Here is a 17,193-nt window from a genome sequence, read left to right on the forward strand (position 1 = left end):
GCCGCGCACCGATCACGTAGACTCGGCCCTGCCGGTCCCGGCGCAGTGGACCGGTGCTGACCCGCCCGACGAGGAAAGAACTCTCACACGTGACCGCACTGACGATCATCCTGCAGGTGCTGCTGGTGCTGACCAGTTTCATGCTGGTGCTCTCCATCCTCATGCACAAGGGAAAGGGAGGCGGGCTCTCCGACATGTTCGGCGGCGGCATCTCCTCGAGCCTGGGGTCCTCAGGCGTGGCCGAGCGCAACCTCAACCGCATCACGATCGGATCGGCGATCGTCTGGGGAATCGTGATCGTTCTCCTCGGTCTCATCCAGCGATTCACGTTCTGAGCAAGGAGTACGTTCTCGATGGCAGGTGGCGGTAGTGCAATCCGGGGTTCGCGCGTAGGCGCGGGCCCGATGGGCGAGGCAGAACGAGGCGAGTCCGCACCACGCGTGTGGGTCTCCTACTGGTGTGCGACGGGGCACGAGACTCGTCCGAGTTTTGCGCAGGAGCAGGGCCTGGCCGTCCCTGAGACGTGGGACTGCCCTCGGTGTGGGCTCCCTGCCGGGCAGGACCGGGAGAACCCTCCCGAGGCACCGAAGAACGAGCCGTACAAGACGCACCTGGCCTATGTGAAGGAGCGACGCACCGAGGCTGACGGCGCCGCTCTGCTGGACGAGGCGCTGGCCGCTCTACGTGCTCGCCGCGGCGGCTGATCAGGGACGGGGCCGCATGCGCCTGGGGAGGCCTGCGGAGTGCAGGGTAGTCGCGCTCGCAGGTGCCCTGAGTCCTCGGTGCCCTTAGTCCTCGGCCAGGCGCGCCAGCCTGGCGACTGATCTGGCAAGCGCCTCGCTCGTCGTTGCACGAGCCCTCACCAGCCGGGCAGGGTCGGTGAGTTCCGACCAGTCGTAGGTGTGCCGGACCAGCGTGTGATCATCCGCTATCGGCATCAGCTCCCACCGCCAGAGGTGCCCTGGCCGCGGCTTGCCGATCTCCGCAGGCTGCCACGCGATCACGCGGCCCTCATCGAACTCGACCACATGGTTCTCGCGGACGGCGCCGTTGGTGAGGAGAGTCCGGAAAACGTCCCCGACGCCGTGCACTCGTTGCCCCGGCTCGGCACGGTCGAGGTTGTCGTTGCCGTCCCACTCCGGCTGGCGAGCGGGATCGGCGATCAGTTCGAAGATCATGTCCGCAGCTGCGCGCACCTCGCGCTCTGCTGTCACGACCATGACGCTGCTCATCGACCCGCCGCCTCGGCGTCCAGCAGCCACAGTGTGACATCGCGACCCGCGGCTGCAGCGGCCGGAACCTCGTCCGGTTCGGCACCGCCCAATGCGCGCGCGACCGCATCGGCCTTGGCGGCGCCAGCGGCGACCACCCACACCTGCCGTGCATGCGTGAGGGCCGGTACCGTCAGCGAGATGCGCCGCGGTGGTGGCTTGGGGGAGTCCGATACCCCGATGACACTGCGATCGGTGATGCGTACCGTCCCGTGGCCCGGGAACAGGGAGGCGATATGCCCATCCGGGCCCATCCCGAGGAGAACGACATCGAACTCGGGCGTCCCGACGGAAGCAGGCAGCTCAGCCCGGTCAGGTGAAGCGGCAGCGAACGCAGTCAGCTCGGTGGCATAGTCGGCAGCAGCGGCGTCCGGATCGCTGGCATGGTCGCTGGTGGGCATCCTGTGGACATTCTCGGCCGGGATGTCGAGACCGCCGAACAGCACCTCTGTTGCCTGTCCCTCGTTGCGATCGGGGTCGCCGCAAGGGACGAACCGCTCATCGACCCACCACACGTGCAGCCCGCTGAGGTCGACGTTCTCCAGCAGTGGCGACGTGGCCACCTCGGCGAGCACCTGGGTGCCGACGCTCCCGCCAGCGATGGCCAGGTGGATCGGACTCCGAAGTGCCTGGGCATCAGCGAGGGCGAGCAGCAACCGTGCAGCCGTCGCGCGCGCCAGCGCCTGCGCTGTGGGATGGACCAGGACAGCCCGTTGCCCGGTCACGAGGCCACCTGCACACGCGGCAGGCCGTGCAGCACCGTACGTTGATAGGTCGCGTCGGGGTCCATACGCCGCAAGTCCTCCATCAGACAGTCCTGCAAGGGGCGTTTCGGCATGGCGAGCTGGTGATCGGGCTGGCCGGGCTGAGTGATGGACACCACGACCTCTCCCTCGGGGCGGCGCATCGAGATGGTGCCGTCCGCGAGTTCGATGTCCAGGCCCGTGATCACCGTGGCGTCCGGCTCCTCCACCAGGGTGACGTCCAGATCGAACGCTGCCGCCAGCCAGGCGGCGAACAGGTGCGTGGAGGGACGGTGCCCGGCCCCGCGGACCGTCACGGCGCGCACCGGCGAGCTGACGTCGTCCATCGCCGCCGCCGTGATTCCGCGCCACAGGGTGGTTCGAGCCCAGGACAGGTCGGTGTCGCCCGGGGTGTACTTCTCACCGAGACGCGCCAGCTGGGCAATCGCGTCGCTCGACTCGCCCACGTCGCTGATCCGCCGCTGGGCCATCCGTCCGAGCGGATCCTCGCCGGGGTGCTCGGGCGGCTGCGCCGGCCACCACACCACGATCGGAGCATCTGGCAGCAGCAGAGGGATGACGAGCGTGTCGAGCTCGGCACGGGCGTCCCCGGTGGGGTGCAGCAGCACCACCTCGGACGCACCGGCATCACCACCGATCCGGATCTCGGCGTCGAGCCCGGCGTCACCGTGCTCGCCAGAGGCGTCAACCACGATCACCCGGCAGGGGTGCTCCTTGCTAGCCTGGTTGGCCGCGTCGATGAGAGCGTCGGTCCCGACCGGCGAGCCGGTGGCGACGATCACGAGTGTGAGAACTCTGCCCAGGGCGACAGCCCCGCCCTCTTCTCGCAGTGCTACCAGCCGCGCACCGATCTCGGCCGTGGTCGTCTCGGACATGGTGATGATCAAGGTCGCCTCCAGGTGCGTCCGTCCTGGGCGAGCATCTCATCTGCCGACGCCGGTCCCCAGGTACCGGCGCGGTACTGGTCCGGCTGCCCGAACGTCGACCACGCATCGATGATGGGATCGAGAATCTCCCAGGAGAGCTCGACCTCCCGCTGGTGCGGGAAGAGCGGCGGATCGCCCAGCAGGACGTCCAGCAGCAGTCGCTCGTAGGCCTCGGGGGAGGACTCGGTGAAGGAGTGCCCGTAGCCGAAGTCCATCGTGACGTCGCGGACTTCCATGGCTGTGCCCGGCACCTTGGAGCCGAACCGGATCGTGACGCCCTCGTCCGGCTGGACGCGGATCACCAGAGCGTTCTGGCCCAGCTCCTGGGTCTCGTTCAGGTCGAACGGCAGGTGCGGCGCACGCTTGAAGACCACGGCGATCTCGGTGACACGACGCCCGAGCCGTTTACCCGCCCGCAGGTAGAACGGCACGCCGGCCCACCGGCGCGTGTCCAGGTCGAGGCGGATAGCGGCGTAGGTCTCAGTGATCGAGTCGGCCGGCACGCCGTCCTCGGAGAGGTAGCCGCGCACCTGCTCCCCGCCCTGCCATCCGGCCGAGTACTGGCCACGGGCGGTGTGGCGGCGCAGGTCGCTCGGAAGCCGCACCGAGGACAACACCTTCTCCTTCTCAGTGCGCAACGCATCGGCGTGGAAAGAGACAGGCTCCTCCATCGCGGTCAGCGCCAGCAGCTGCAGCAGGTGGTTCTGGATCACGTCCCGGGCCGCGCCGATGCCGTCGTAATAGCCTGCACGCGAGCCGATACCGATGTCCTCGGCCATCGTGATCTGCACATGGTCGACGTAGTTGGCGTTCCAGATCGGCTCGAACAACTGATTGGCGAAGCGCATCGCCAGCAGGTTCTGCACCGTCTCCTTGCCGAGATAGTGGTCGATCCGGAAGACGGCGTCGGGCGGGAACACCTTCTCGACGACGTCGTTGAGCTCGCGGGCCGATTCCAGGTCGGAGCCGAACGGCTTCTCGATCACCACCCGGCGCCACGTCCCTGGCTGCGGTGTGGACAGGCCGGACTCGGACAGCTGCTGGCACACCACCGGGAACTGGCCCGGTGGGATTGACAGGTAGAACGCGTGGTTGCCCCCGGTTCCCCGTTCGGCGTCGAGCTCATTGACGGTGCGCGCCAGATTCGCAAAGCCCTCCGGATCGTCGAAGGTGCCCTGGACGAAGCGGAAGCCCTTGGCCAGTTGCTCCCAGACGTGCTCGTCGAAGGGAGTCCGGCAGTGGGCCTCGACGGCTTCCCGTGCGACGCCACGGAAGTGGTCGTGGTCCCAGTCGCGCCGGCCGTAGCCGGTCAGGCCGAAGCCGGGGGGCAGGAGGCCACGGTTGGCGAGGTCGTAGACAGCGGGAAGGAGCTTCTTGCGGGCAAGGTCACCGGTGACTCCGAAGAGCACCAGGCCACCGGGGCCCGCGATACGCGGGAGCCGGCGATCGGCTGGATCCCGCAGCGGGTTCGTTGAGTTCGGCATCCCTGTCCGTTCAGTTCGCGTTGCCGAGGCCGGTACGCACGCTGTCCAGCAACTCCGCCCAGCTCTTCTCGAAGGAGGCGACCCCAGCCGTCTCGAGGTCGGTGAGGATCGTCTCGTACGGCACGCCCTGGCCCGCGATGGCGTCGAGCACGTGGCGGGAGTCGTCGTAGGTTCCGTGAACGGTGTCAGCACCGGTGGAGCGCGAGTGGTCGTGCACGGCCTCGAGTGTCTTGCGCGGGAGAGTGTTGACCACGTCGGCCACGACCAGGTCGTCGACGTACATCGTGTCCGGATAGTCCGGATCCTTGGTGCTGGTCGAGGCCCACAGTGGCCGCTGCCGGTGCGCCCCCTCATCGGCGAGGGCTGCGAACCGCGGGGTCGCGAAGATTTCCTCGAACACCTCGTAGCACAGGCGCGCTCCTGCGATGGCCGCTCGGCCGCGCAGCGCCAGCGCGTCCTCGGTGCCGATCTGCTCGAGCGCGGCGTCGACCTTGGAATCGATCCGGGAGAGGAAGACCGAAGCGACCGATCGGATCGTCGTCAGGTCGATTCCGGCGCGGTGAGCGCGTTCGAGCCCGTCGACATAGGCCTGCGCGACCGCCCGATAGCGGTCCACGCTGAAGATGAGGGTGACATTGATGCTGATGCCGGCGGCGATCGCAGCCGTGATGGCCGGCAAGCCCTCGTTGGTGGCGGGGATCTTCACGCAGAGGTTGGGACGATCGACGGTATTCCACAACCGGTGCGCGGCCTCCACGGTGCCTTCGGTGTCATGAGCCAGCCGTGGGTCGACCTCGATCGATACTCGCCCGTCCTGACCGCCGGTCGCGTCGTAGACCGGGCGGAACAGGTCACAGGCCGCCCGGACGTCGTCGGTGGTGAGGGTGAGTACGGCCTCGTCGGCGGAGGCTCCCGCGTCGGCGAGGTCACGTAGTTGGACGTCGTAGGCGGAGCCGCTGGTCAGCGCGGCGGCGAAGATCGTGGGGTTCGTCGTCACGCCTACCACATGACGTGTGGCGATCAGGGACGCCAGGTCCCCTGTGGAGATCGCCTCTCGCGAGAGGTCGTCCAGCCAGATGGATACGCCCGCCTGGCTGATCGCCGCCAGTGGGGACGGGGCTGTGGACGTGTGCTCGGGTCGTGCGTCGGTCATCATGAACTCCCGGTCGGTGCGGGTGGTGACAGGGTGGTTGCGGTGGGGTCAGGAGGGTGGGCCCCCGCCCGACCCCACCGGAGGGCGTCAGGACGTCGCCGGTGCCAGTGACTGCCGTACAGCTGCCAGCGACTCCTTGGCCGCCGCGACCGTGGCTTCGGCGGTGATCCCGAATTCGGTGAACAGCGTCTTGTAGTCCGCGGAGGCGCCGTAGTGCTCGAGTGAAACCGCACGGCCGGCGTCGCCGAGGTAGCGATACCACGGCATGGCGATCCCGGCTTCGACACTGACCCGGGCGCGTACCGCAGCGGGAAGCACCGACTCGCGATACTCGGCATCCTGAGCGTCGAACCACTCCAGGCACGGTGCCGAGACAACCCTGGTGCCGATGCCCTCAGCCTCGAGTGCTTCGCGGGCCTCGACAGCCAGCTGGACCTCCGAGCCAGTGCCGATCAGGATCACCTCAGGCACCGCCGTCGAGGACTCCAGGAGCACGTAGGCGCCCTTCGCGACCCCTGCGGTGTCGGAGAATCCGTCCTCACCGCGCGGGAACGTCGGCACCCCCTGTCGGGTGAGGACCAGCCCCGCTGGGCCCTCACGACGTTCCAGTACGGCCTGCCACGCCGCCGCCGTCTCGTTGGCATCGGCGGGGCGGACCACAGCCAGACCAGGGATCGCACGGCAAGCCGCGAGGTGTTCGACGGGTTGGTGGGTCGGCCCGTCCTCACCCAGGCCGATCGAATCGTGCGTCCAGACGAAGATGGACGGGGCCTGCATGACCGCCGAGAGCCGGACGGCGCCGCGCATGTAGTCGCTGAAGGTGAAGAAGGTGCCGCCGTAGGGACGGGTGAGGCCGTCCAGGGCGATCCCGTTCACGATCGCACCCATGGCGTGCTCACGGATGCCGAAGTGCAGCGTCCGGCCATACGGGTTGCCCTCGAACTCCTCGGTGGAGCGATGGGCCGGGATGAAGGAGGGCTCGCCCTTCATGGTGGTGTTGTTCGAGCCAGCCAGGTCGGCCGAACCACCCCAGAGCTCCGGCAGCACCGGTGCCAGTGCGCCGAGCACCTTGCCCGAGGCGGCGCGGGTGGCGAGCGCCTCGCCCGCCTCGAAGGTGGGCAGCCCCTGTGCCCAGCCCTCGGGAAGTGTGTGGGTTCGCAGACGTTCGAGCAGCTGCGCGCGCTCGGGGTTCGCTGCCGCCCAGGTAGCGACCTGCTCGTCCCACCGAGCGTGTGCGGCCGCCCCACGCTCGCCGACCTTGCGCGTGTGGGCGAGCACCTCAGGGTCGACGGCGAAGTCCTGACCGGGGTCGAAACCAAGGACCTCCTTGAGCGCTCGCACCTCGTCGGTGCCCAGCTTGGAGCCGTGCGAGTCGTGGCTTCCCTGCTTGCCGGGAGAGGGCCAGGCGATGATCGTGCGAAGGGCGATGAACGACGGACGATCGGTGACCTGCTTGGCTTCCTCGATCGCTGCCGCGAGAGCGTCGACGTCCTCGACGTAGCCGTCCTCACCGGTCCAGTCCACTCGCTGGGTGTGCCAGCCGTAGGCGTCGTAGCGCTTGACGACGTCCTCGGTGAACGCCACGTCGGTGTCGCCCTCGATGGAGATGTGATTGTCGTCCCAGATGAGGACCAGGTTGCCCAGTTCCTGGGTGCCGGCCAGGGACGAGGCCTCGCCGCTGACGCCCTCCTGCAGGTCCCCGTCAGAGGCGATCACATAGACGTGGTGGTCGAACGGAGACGTCCCGGCGGGAGCGTCCGGGTCGAGCAGGCCCCGGACCCGGCGCTGCGCCATGGCCATCCCGACCGCTGTCGCCACGCCCTGCCCGAGTGGGCCGGTCGTGGTCTCCACGCCCTTGGTGTGCCCCACCTCGGGATGACCCGGAGTGAGGGAGTTCCACGTGCGCAGCGCGGCGATGTCCTCGATCTCGAGTCCGTACCCAGCCAGATACAGCTGGATGTACTGAGTGAGCGAGGAGTGACCGGCCGAGAGGACGAAGCGATCGCGTCCGAGCCAGTCCGGGTCTGTGGGGTCGAGCTTCATGACGTTCTGGTACAGCAGGTAGGCGGCGGGGGCCAGCGAGATCGCTGTCCCGGGGTGGCCGCTGCCGCACTTCTCGACCGCGTCGGCGGCGAGGACGCGGACGGTGTCGACCGCCTTCGCGTCCAGCTCGTTCCAACCGACAGTTCCTGACTGGGGGGCGGGGGCGTTCAACTGGACCTCATCTCTCTCGTCCGCAGTCGGTGCGAACATGCTGGGGCGTGGTCTTGCGTCGGTCCGCACGGGGCCGGCTCCATGTCCGAGCGTACTCAATCCACACCCTGCCCGGGCCGCTCATCCGCCCTCTGGACCACCTGAGGAGACCAAGCGCCTAGACTGAGAGCAGGGCAGTGACCTGCCCGAACCGTGCGCGCCTCGCCCAACTCCGACCGAAAGACCCGCTGCCTCGTGCCCGATGCCCCGTCTCCTGCCGACCTGAGCGCCCCTGACCGAGCAAGCACCGGGCGGGCCGCTCACGGCCGCCGTGTCCGTGATCGCGTGCGCGCCTACGTCGCGTTGACGAAACCTCGGGTGATCGAGCTGCTGCTCATCACCACCGTCCCGACCATGATCCTCGCCCAGGGCGGCTTCCCCTCCTGGTGGCTGATCGTCGCGACGTTGGTCGGTGGGAGCACGGCCGCCGGTTCGGCGAACACGCTGAACATGGTCTACGACCGGGATATCGACGCCGTCATGAACCGGACCAGGAACCGGCCCCTGGTGACCGGCGAGATCACCCCACGTGCCGGTCTGGTCTTCGGCCTCGCGCTCGGTGCGTTCTCGGTGGTGTGGCTATGGCTGACCGTCAACTGGGTCGCCGCACTACTCGCGTTGGCAGCCAACCTCATGTACACGGTCGGCTACACCATGCTGCTCAAGCGGCACACCTCCCAGAACATCGTCTGGGGTGGCGCGGCTGGCTGCATGCCGGTACTGATCGGCTGGGCCGCCGTCACCGGAAGTCTTGACTGGGCGCCGCTGCTGCTGTTCGGGATCATCTTCTTCTGGACTCCGCCGCACTACTGGCCGCTGTCGATGAAGTTCCGGCAGGACTATGCGAGCGCCGGAGTCCCGATGCTGCCCGTGGTGGTGGCCGACACGCGCGTGGCACGGCAGATGATCGGCTATTGCGTGGCGATGGTCACGTGCTCGCTCGCCCTGATCCCCGTGGCAGGCATGGGGTGGCTCTACTCGATCGCTGCCGTCGCCTCCGGCGCATGGTTCGGGGGGGCGTGCGTGGCGCTGTACCGGCGTGCGGTGACTGGCAATGCCCGCAAGCTCGGTGCGATGAAGGTCTTCCACGCATCGATCACCTACCTGACACTGGTGTTCGTCGCCATCTCGATCGATCCGTTCCTGCCGTTCTGAGCCGATGTCCTCACCCCAGCCGTCACGAACTGAGCCAGCTCCGTTCCAGGCTGAGTTGCGGGAGTATCTGGCTCACCTAGGTGTGGAGCGCGGGCTGTCCGAGCACACGCTCGCGGCCTACCGTCGGGACCTGACCCGGTACGCGGCGTTCCTCACGGCGCGACAGCGTCGGCACGTCGCCGAAGTGACCGAGACCGACGTGACCGACTACGTCGAGGCTCTGCGCACCGGATCCGATGGCGGTCACCCGTTGTCGGCGGCATCGACGTCCCGAGCGGTGGTGGCGGTCCGCGGCTGGCACCGGTTCGCCACGCTGGAGGGTAGGACCGACCATGACCCAGCCGCGACCGTCCGCCCGCCGTCGAGTGTGAAGCGCCTGCCGAAAGCGATCTCGGTGGACGAGGTGGACAAGCTGCTGGCCGGTGCGTCGATGGCGGAAGGAGTGCTGGGACTGCGGGACCGGGCGCTGGTCGAGGTGCTCTACGGCACCGGCGCCCGTATTTCCGAGGCTGTCGGCCTCGACGTCGACGATGTTGACTTGGATCGCTCCACGCCCTCGTTACGGTTGTTCGGCAAGGGACGCAAGGAACGCGTCGTACCGATGGGGCGCTATGCAGTGGAAGCTCTCGAGGCCCACCTCGTCCGGGCGAGGCCAGCACTGGCCCAGTCTGGTCGCGGGTCGGCGAAGGTGTTCCTGAATCAGCGCGGGAACCCCCTCAGCCGGCAGAGTGCGTGGGCGGTCCTGCAGGCGGCTGCCGAACGTGGGGGAGTGCAGGCGCACATCTCCCCGCATACCCTGCGTCACTCTTACGCCACACATCTGCTGAATGGTGGAGCGGACGTGCGCGTCGTGCAGGAATTGCTGGGCCACGCTTCGGTGACCACCACCCAGATATACACGCTGGTGACGCCTGACACGCTGCGCGAGGTCTACACCGCCAGTCACCCACGCGCGCGGGATTGAGCTCACCCACGCGCGCGGGAGTGAGCTGCGGGTCCGAAAGTCAGGGTCACGGGGGAGAAGGGGTCGAATGTTCGGCCCCTGCGGGCAGGGGCTCAGCGTCCCTGATCGCTCGGCCCGTCATCGGCCGGCGTGCTGGGGGAGCCCGGGCCACGAGTCCCAGGGCTCTCGTCGCGCGCGGACTCCTCGGTGTGCGCCGAATCCCCGGAGTGAGCGCCGTCGGCAAACGCGCGGCCCACCGCCCGGCCCTGGATCACCTCGCCGAGATCGACTCCGGTCGCGGCACGTACGGAGTCGAAGACACCTCGCATCGCCACCGCGCTCTCGTTCGCGAGTACCCCGCTGGCTCCGGAGTCCGATCCGCCGTTGCTGACCACCGTCACCTCGCCGATCGTGGCGTAGCCCTTGGCGAACTCCGCCATCAGACCGGGGAGAGCATCCACGATGCGCTGCATCAGCAGCGCCTCCTGGTGCGTGGCCAGTGCCTCCGCCTCGGCCCGGATCGACTGCCCGCGAGCCTCACCCTCGAGCCGGGTGGCTTCGGCATCAGCTTCGGCGCGCACCCGTGTCGCCTCCGCCTCACGCGCTGCGATCGTGGCCTGTGCTTCGGCCTGCTTGGTGACGCGGTAGGCGTCTGCGTCGGCGTCCTTGGAGGCACGGTAGAGATCGGCGTCGGCGACCCGCTTCACCTCGGAGTCCAGCCGTGCCTGGGTGTTCTCGGCCTCCTGCTTCAGCACCTGTTGCTCTGCCTCCGCCTTGGCGAGGGCTTCGGCCTGGAGCGCCTGGGCGTTCGCGCGGCCCACCTCCGACTTGGAGGCAGCGAGGTTCTTGTCGTACTCGGTCTGCTCGACGAGGTTGGCTTCCTCGTTCGTGATCTGTTGCTGCCGGACGGCGCGCTCGGCGTTGGTCTTCGCGATCTCGGCAGCCTGACGTTTCGACTGGATCTCCGGTGCGCCCAGGGACTCGATGTAGCCGACATCGTCGGTGATCCCCTTGATCTGGAAGGAGTCGAGGATGAGCCCCTGCTCCTCCAGCTCGATCGAGACGTCGGTGGCGATCTGCTCGGAGAAGCGCTTACGGTCTCGCATCAGATCGATCACCGGCAGCTTCGCCACCACGCCGCGCAGCGCACCCTCGAGCTGCTCAGTGGTGAAGACCTCGATGGCGGAGTCCTGTGAGGCGAATCGTTCGGCGGCCCGCTTCACGTAGGCAGGGTCCGATCCGATCTTCACGATCGCCACGGCCTCCACATCGAGAGTCACGCCGTCCTCCGACTGCGCCTCAGCGTTCATGGTGACCTGCCGCGAGCGCAACGAGATCACCTCGTGGCGTTGTGTCATCGGGTTGACGACGGCTCGTCCGTTGACGACCACGCGCACCGAGCTCGCCGGCTCGCCGTCGACGCCCTTCTGCTTCACACCGGAGACGACGAGCGCCTCGTCCGCACGTGCGACCTTGACCCATGAGCGGAAGACCAGGAGCCCGATCACGAACGCGACAACGACGATGGCGACGATGAAGCCGAGAGTCACGGCTCCGATTCCAGCGATGATCTCCATCGAGATCCCCCTTCTAGTAGAACGCACCAGCGACGCTAGCAGCGTGGTGGTCGCGTGCGGCCTCTGCAACCATGGGCACATGTCCCCACGCATCGTGATCACGTACTGCACCCGGTGCCAGTGGTTGCTGCGCGCGCAGTGGTACGCCGGGGAGTTGCTGACCACGTTCGCCGACGAGATCGGTGAGATGGTGCTGGTGCCGACCACCGGCGGTGTGTTCCGGATCGACGTCGACGGTGAGCACGTCTGGAACCGCAAGCGTGACGGCGGCTTCCCGGACATCGCCGAGCTGAAACGGGCCGTCCGGGACCGGATCGCACCCGGACGGGAGTTGGGGCACCTGGACCGCGGGTCCGGTTCCTGACGGCGCGCACAGTTGGTTCTTGCCTGAGCCGGCAGTAGTTTGGCGGGGTGAGTACCGAAGCACCAGAGCTGCGCACCGACCGCGACTTCCCCGTGCCGGAGCCGCTGAACGGACACGGCCCGGCGCGCATCATCGCGATGTGCAACCAGAAAGGCGGGGTCGGCAAGACGACCACGACCATCAATCTGGGTGCGGCGCTGGCCGAATACGGCCGCAAGGTGCTCATCGTCGACTTCGATCCCCAGGGTGCGGCCTCGGCCGGCCTGGGATTCTCCGCGCACGAGCTCGACCAGACGATCTACACCGAGATCATGGCGGACAAACCGGACATCCGCGAGGTCATTCAGGAGACTGCTGTTCCCGGGCTGGACCTGGTTCCGGCGAACATCGACCTCTCCGCCGCCGAGGTGCAGCTCGTCAACGAGGTAGCCCGTGAGCAGGCGCTGGGGCGAGTGCTGCGACCGGTGACCGATGACTACGACGTGATCCTCATCGACTGCCAACCCTCGCTCGGCCTGCTGACAGTGAATGCACTGACAGCGGCGCACGGCGTGATCATCCCGCTCGAGACTGAGTTCTTCGCGTTGCGCGGTGTGGCGCTGCTCGTGGAGACGATCGACAAGGTTCGTGACCGGCTCAACCCACGGCTGCACACCGACGGCATCCTGGCAACGATGGTGGATGCACGCACGCTGCACTCGCGGGAGGTGCTCGCCCGGGTCCGGGAAGCGTTCGGCGACACCGTCTTCGACACTGTCATCACCCGGACGGTGAAGTTCCCCGACGCTTCGGTGGCGACCGAACCCATCACCACCTACGCCCCGAACCACTCCGGCGCGTACAACTACCGCAAGCTCGCGCGCGAGCTCATCGCACGTGGCGACGTGGCCTGAGGGGGCTCAGACGCTCCCCGACGCCGAGGCGCCACCCCCTGATGGCGTCGCCGCTGCGAGCACCTCTGCCGGTGGCACCTTCGAGGTGCACCTGACGAACTTCACCGGCCCCTTCGACCTGCTGCTTTCGCTCATTGCCAAGCACAAGATGGACGTGACCGAGGTGGCACTGGCGGTGGTCACCGACGATTTCATCGCCCATATCCGGGCCCAGGAGGAGTGGGACCTCTCGCAGGCGAGCGAGTTCCTGGTGATCGCCTCCACCTTGCTCGACCTGAAGGCAGCCCGGCTGCTGCCCCGCGGCACTGTCGAGGACGCCGAGGATCTCGAGCTTTTGGAGGCAAGGGATCTGCTGTTCGCCCGGTTGCTGCAGTACCGCGCCTTCAAGGAGGTTGCAGCTTTCCTGGGGAGCGCATGGGAACGGGCCGGGCGGTCCCACCCGCGTGAAGCAGTGCTGGAACCACGGTTCGCGGCACTACTCCCCGAGCTCATCATGCAGATCGGTCCGACTGACCTCGCCGTGCTCGCTGCGAGGGCGCTCGCACCCAAACCGGCTCCGGCAGGTGTGGACATTGCGCACTTGCACAACCCCGCGGTAAGCGTGCGTGAGCAGGCCGCGCATATTGTGGATCGGCTACGCCGGTCGCGGAGTCTGAGTTTCCGCGCTCTCACCGATGACGCCGATGGCACTGCGGTGGTCGTCGCTCGCTTCCTGGCGCTGCTGGAACTCTTCCGGGAAGGAGCAGTCGGCTTCGATCAGGCCGGGCCGCTCGGGGACCTGACGGTCCGCTGGACCGGATCCGACGATGGCGAGGTCGACGTCGACGACGACTATGAGGATCCCGAGATCACTGAGGAACCGAACATCGATAAGGACCGCGGATGACTTCTCTTGAGCACGAGGGCCACGCTGACGCGCTGCCGCCTGCCCCCTCGGTCCTGGACGCTCCGGGTGGGCTGCCCGCGGCAGTCGAGGCCATCCTGATGGTGGCGGAGGCCCCCGTGCCCGCCGACCGTATCGCCAGCGTCCTGAACGTCCCGACGGCGCAGGTCACCCAGACCCTTGAGGCTCTCGTTGCCGAGTACGGGGGAGGACCCAGGCCGTACGGGTTCGAGCTCCGCGAGGTCGCCGGCGGATGGCGGTTCTACTCCCATCCCGCCTTCAGCGCAGCGGTCGATGCCTTCGTGCTGGACGGGCAGACGGCACGGCTCACACAAGCCGCGCTGGAGACCCTGGCGGTCATCGCCTACCGCCAGCCTGTCTCCCGCGGCCGGGTCTCGGCGATCCGCGGCGTGAACGTCGATTCCGTCGTGCGGACACTGTTGACCCGCGGGCTGGTCGAGGAGGCCGGCCGGGACGAGGAGGGCGGGGCGACGTTGTACCGGACGACGTCGTATTTCCTGGAACGCCTCGGCCTGCGTACGCTGGACGATCTGCCCCCGCTGGCGCCCTACCTGCCGGACATCGACGCATTCGACGACATCGACGGAGCCACTTCATGACCGACCGCCGCCGCGACCGATCCCAGGCGCGACACGACGTCCACGACCCCGGCGGCGTCCGCTTGCAGAAGGTGCTGGCTGGTGCGGGATTCGGTTCGCGCCGGGCGTGCGAGGAGCTGATCTCCGCCGGGCGTGTGAGCGTGGACGGTGTGCAGGTCCGCGAGCTCGGTATCCGGGTCGACCCGCAGCGTGCGGTGATCCACGTGAACGGCCTACGGGTGCAACTGGACGACGCGGTCGTCACCCTCGCGCTGCACAAGCCGGCGGGCGTGTACTCCTCGATGGCCGACGAACAGGGGCGCCCGGACCTGTCCCAGTTCGTGGCTGACCGTACCGAACGGCTCTTCCACGTCGGACGCCTGGACGCGGAGACGACCGGCCTGATCCTGCTCACCAACGATGGTGAGCTCGCGCACCGGCTGACGCACCCCTCGTACGAGGTCCCGAAGACCTATGTGGCCGAGATCGAGGGCCGGGTGGCACGAGGACTGGGGCGTGAGCTCAAGGACGGTATCGAGCTCGACGACGGGCCGGTACAGGTCGACGAGTTCACCGTGCTGGAGACGACGCCACAGGCCAGCGTGGTGGAGGTGGTGCTGCATGAGGGGCGCAACCACATTGTCCGCAGACTGCTCGCCCAGGTGGGCCACCCGGTCACCCGGCTCAGCCGCACCGCCATCGGCCCGATCCGCCTCGGTCACCTGAAGGTCGGCCGCACGCGCGTGATCGAAGGTCGTGAGCTGGGCCGGTTGATGAGCTCGGTCGGACTGTAGCGGTGCAGACCCAGGCGGCGGACACGGCGGAGTTCTACCGGCGATGGGCGCAGGTGGAGGCCGATGGGTCCTCACCGCAGTACGCCGCCCTTGCCCGGGCGGTCGCCAAATCGGCCCGGGCCGTCGCGTTCCTGGAGACGCTGCCGCCCACCAAGCGCCAGCCTAATCTGCTCTTCGGGGCGCTGCGCTGGTTCGAGGCACCCGTCCACGACCCCGCCGCGACCCTGGCGCTGCTCCACGAGCGGGCCACCGACATCGCTGCCCTCATGCACAGGCGCGCGACCCAGACGAACGAGGCCGCGCGTTGCGCCGTCATGCTGCCTGCACTCGGACTGCTCGATGGACCACTGGCGCTCCTCGAGCTCGGTGCCAGCGCAGGGCTGTGCCTACTGCCGGACGTGTGGTCGTATGCGTGGACCGACGAGCAGGGACGCACGACGCGCCTCCACGACCGCGACATGACGGCGGGAGACACGGTGCTGCTGGAGGCGGGCGTTCGTGGGGCGCCACCCTTGCCCAGCGAACATCCCGACGTCGTCGCCCGGCTCGGTCTGGACGCCCACCCCGTGGACGTGAGCGATCCGGACGAGCGCCGCTGGTTGCGGTGCCTGGTATGGCCAGAGCACACCGACCGCGCCGACCGGCTCGCGGCCGCGCTGGAGGTGGCCCCGCGGCACGAGGTGCCGATGCGCGAAGGTGTGTTTCCCGAGGACGTTCCCGACGCCGTGGCCGCGCTGCGGGCGGTCGCGGGCCCGGCGCGCATCGTGGTGACCCACAGCGCAGCCGCCGCGTATCTCGATCGGGAAGGACGCCGTCGGTTCGCCGCGGTGCTCGATGAGCTGGGGGTGCACCGGATCGGGCTGGAGGGGCTGCAGGTGAGCCGCGACCTCGGTGTCGACGGTCTCGAGACCTTCGGTGCGGACGATCTCGCGCATCGATTCGTGCTCAGCCTGGACGGGCGTGCACTCGGGACGGCTCACCCGCACGGACGCGATCTGGAGTGGTGGGCAACGTCCGCCTGAGCCGGGCGGAACCGGGAGGCGCCGGACCCCTTGCTGCGTACTCACCGGCTCCAATAGCCTTGATCGGGTTCGCAGGCTCGCTCGGGTGAGACGGGTGAACCGTCAGGACCCACACCCCCAACGTCGCAACCGAACGAGGAGTGCATGATGGTTCTGAAGCGCAACGACAAGCCCCGCGCACGGGCGAGCGCAGTCGCCGCTGTCGCAGGTGGTCTGCTACTCGCAGGATCGCTCGCTCCGGCGTCAGCGGAGCCTCCGACCGCTCCGCCTCCCGTCGAGCTCCGTGCGGTCTCCTACAACATCGCAGCGGGTCGCGACGCGGATGGCGAGTTCAACCTCGACAGCACCATCGCGATCCTGGACGAGCTCGATGCCGATGTGATTGCGCTGCAGGAGGTCGATGTCCACTGGGGCGCGAGAAGCCTCGACCTCGATCTCGCTGCCGAGCTCGCCGATGCGCTGGACATGAATGTCGGCTTCGCACCGATCTACTCCTTCGCCCCGGGCGAGGAGGGTGGCCCCCGTGCCGAGTTTGGTGTGGCCGTCCTCTCGGAGTATCCGATCATCGAGTTCACCAACCACGATCTGACCCGGCTGTCCACGCAGTCAGACACCCCCGAGCCGGCTCCGGCGCCAGGCTTCGCCGAGGCAGTCGTGCAGGCCGAAGGAGCACGCGTGCACGTGTACTCCACGCATCTCGACTACCGCGGTGATCCTACGGTGCGCGAGATGCAGGTCGCCGACACGCTGGACATCCTCGCCGACGACGGGCCCGGCGCCACCCAGATCCTGATGGGTGACTTCAATGCCCGTCCGGAGGCGCCTGAGCTCGCACCCCTGTGGACCGTGGTCACCGATGCCTGGGACGAGGCCGGGGACGGTTCCGGCTTCAGCTTCCCGGCGGATGCACCGGACCGGCGTATCGACTACGTCACGGTCTCCGACGGAGTAACCGTGCTCGACGCGGTGGTCCCGGACACCGCACTCGCCGCCCAGGCCTCCGATCACCGACCCGTGGTGATCGACCTCGCCGTGCCACGCGGCGTGCAGGAGTAGACGGGCCGCGCCGGGGAGTACTGAGCGACGCCCAGCAGCATTGCCCCCGTGTCACC

At 68.2% G+C, this 17,193-nt stretch carries 18 protein-coding genes; 11 read left to right on the forward strand and 7 right to left on the reverse strand.

Annotated elements, in window-relative coordinates:
- Positions 1 to 89 precede the first annotated feature (89 nt).
- Together secG and IM660_RS09120 are read left to right on the forward strand one after the other, a co-directional pair.
- Positions 90 to 335, forward strand: coding sequence for a preprotein translocase subunit SecG (gene secG / locus IM660_RS09115; RefSeq protein ID WP_159622552.1), 246 nt, complete (start codon positions 90 to 92; stop codon positions 333 to 335).
- Positions 336 to 353: 18 nt separating this feature from the next.
- Positions 354 to 704 (forward strand): RNA polymerase-binding protein RbpA, encoded by a 351-nt coding sequence (locus IM660_RS09120; protein WP_159622551.1) that lies wholly within the window; start codon positions 354 to 356, stop codon positions 702 to 704.
- An 84-nt stretch (positions 705 to 788) separates the two neighbouring features.
- On the opposite strand, the gene IM660_RS09125 is transcribed toward IM660_RS09120, so the two are convergent.
- The 6 genes from IM660_RS09125 to tkt form a co-directional block, all read right to left on the reverse strand.
- Positions 789 to 1,220, reverse strand: a complete 432-nt coding sequence (locus tag IM660_RS09125) for an SRPBCC family protein (protein WP_210769103.1) — start codon at positions 1,218 to 1,220, stop codon at positions 789 to 791.
- A gap of 8 nt (positions 1,221 to 1,228) precedes the next feature.
- On the reverse strand, positions 1,229 to 1,996 hold the full coding sequence (gene pgl / locus IM660_RS09130; RefSeq protein ID WP_193499000.1) for a 6-phosphogluconolactonase: 768 nt from the start codon (positions 1,994 to 1,996) through the stop codon (positions 1,229 to 1,231).
- Positions 1,993 to 2,910: a glucose-6-phosphate dehydrogenase assembly protein OpcA gene (locus IM660_RS09135; protein ID WP_246465232.1), complete on the reverse strand. Its 918-nt coding sequence runs from the start codon at positions 2,908 to 2,910 to the stop codon at positions 1,993 to 1,995. Before IM660_RS09135 ends, pgl begins: the two co-directional genes overlap by 4 nt.
- 8 nt (positions 2,911 to 2,918) lie before the next feature.
- Complete coding sequence (gene zwf, locus IM660_RS09140) at positions 2,919 to 4,445, reverse strand: glucose-6-phosphate dehydrogenase (protein ID WP_193499002.1); 1,527 nt, start codon at positions 4,443 to 4,445, stop codon at positions 2,919 to 2,921.
- Positions 4,446 to 4,455: 10 nt separating this feature from the next.
- The gene (tal, locus tag IM660_RS09145; RefSeq protein WP_193499003.1) at positions 4,456 to 5,598 is read right to left on the reverse strand and encodes a transaldolase; all 1,143 of its coding nucleotides are present in this window, start codon (positions 5,596 to 5,598) and stop codon (positions 4,456 to 4,458) included.
- A gap of 87 nt (positions 5,599 to 5,685) precedes the next feature.
- A complete protein-coding gene (gene tkt, locus IM660_RS09150) occupies positions 5,686 to 7,851 on the reverse strand; it encodes a transketolase (protein ID WP_193499004.1) in 2,166 nt (721 codons plus the stop codon).
- Positions 7,852 to 8,073: 222 nt separating this feature from the next.
- Here tkt and IM660_RS09155 point away from each other — a divergent pair, with 222 nt between their 5' ends.
- Together IM660_RS09155 and xerD are read left to right on the forward strand one after the other, a co-directional pair.
- Entirely contained in the window at positions 8,074 to 9,006 is a 933-nt protein-coding gene (locus IM660_RS09155; protein WP_281389334.1) for a heme o synthase, read from the forward strand.
- 4 nt (positions 9,007 to 9,010) lie between these two features.
- Entirely contained in the window at positions 9,011 to 9,970 is a 960-nt protein-coding gene (gene xerD / locus IM660_RS09160; RefSeq protein WP_193499006.1) for a site-specific tyrosine recombinase XerD, read from the forward strand.
- Positions 9,971 to 10,062: 92 nt separating this feature from the next.
- On the opposite strand, the gene IM660_RS09165 is transcribed toward xerD, so the two are convergent.
- Positions 10,063 to 11,526 (reverse strand): flotillin family protein, encoded by a 1,464-nt coding sequence (locus tag IM660_RS09165; RefSeq protein WP_193499007.1) that lies wholly within the window; start codon positions 11,524 to 11,526, stop codon positions 10,063 to 10,065.
- Between the two features lie 79 nt (positions 11,527 to 11,605).
- Between IM660_RS09165 and IM660_RS09170 the strand changes: the two genes are divergently transcribed.
- The 7 genes from IM660_RS09170 (at position 11,606) to IM660_RS09195 (ending at position 17,137) form a co-directional block, all read left to right on the forward strand.
- Positions 11,606 to 11,890 carry an Rdx family protein gene (locus IM660_RS09170; protein WP_193499008.1) on the forward strand — a complete coding sequence of 95 codons (285 nt, stop codon included), beginning with the start codon at positions 11,606 to 11,608 and terminating at the stop codon, positions 11,888 to 11,890.
- A 47-nt stretch (positions 11,891 to 11,937) separates the two neighbouring features.
- Positions 11,938 to 12,783: a ParA family protein gene (locus IM660_RS09175; RefSeq protein WP_246465234.1), complete on the forward strand. Its 846-nt coding sequence runs from the start codon at positions 11,938 to 11,940 to the stop codon at positions 12,781 to 12,783.
- The gene (locus IM660_RS09180) at positions 12,767 to 13,669 is read left to right on the forward strand and encodes a segregation and condensation protein A (RefSeq protein WP_193499009.1); all 903 of its coding nucleotides are present in this window, start codon (positions 12,767 to 12,769) and stop codon (positions 13,667 to 13,669) included. Before IM660_RS09175 ends, IM660_RS09180 begins: the two co-directional genes overlap by 17 nt.
- Complete coding sequence (scpB, locus tag IM660_RS19840) at positions 13,666 to 14,286, forward strand: SMC-Scp complex subunit ScpB (RefSeq protein WP_246465235.1); 621 nt, start codon at positions 13,666 to 13,668, stop codon at positions 14,284 to 14,286. The genes IM660_RS09180 and scpB overlap by 4 nt, the downstream gene beginning before the upstream one ends.
- Complete coding sequence (locus IM660_RS09185; RefSeq protein ID WP_246465236.1) at positions 14,283 to 15,059, forward strand: pseudouridine synthase; 777 nt, start codon at positions 14,283 to 14,285, stop codon at positions 15,057 to 15,059. Before scpB ends, IM660_RS09185 begins: the two co-directional genes overlap by 4 nt.
- A 2-nt stretch (positions 15,060 to 15,061) precedes the next feature.
- Positions 15,062 to 16,081: a DUF2332 domain-containing protein gene (locus IM660_RS09190; RefSeq protein ID WP_193499011.1), complete on the forward strand. Its 1,020-nt coding sequence runs from the start codon at positions 15,062 to 15,064 to the stop codon at positions 16,079 to 16,081.
- A gap of 144 nt (positions 16,082 to 16,225) precedes the next feature.
- Positions 16,226 to 17,137, forward strand: coding sequence for an endonuclease/exonuclease/phosphatase family protein (locus IM660_RS09195; RefSeq protein WP_210769104.1), 912 nt, complete (start codon positions 16,226 to 16,228; stop codon positions 17,135 to 17,137).
- Positions 17,138 to 17,193: the final 56 nt, after the last annotated feature.

This window comes from Ruania alkalisoli (assembly GCF_014960965.1).
In the GTDB taxonomy this organism is placed as follows: Bacteria; Actinomycetota; Actinomycetes; order Actinomycetales; family Beutenbergiaceae; genus Ruania; species Ruania alkalisoli.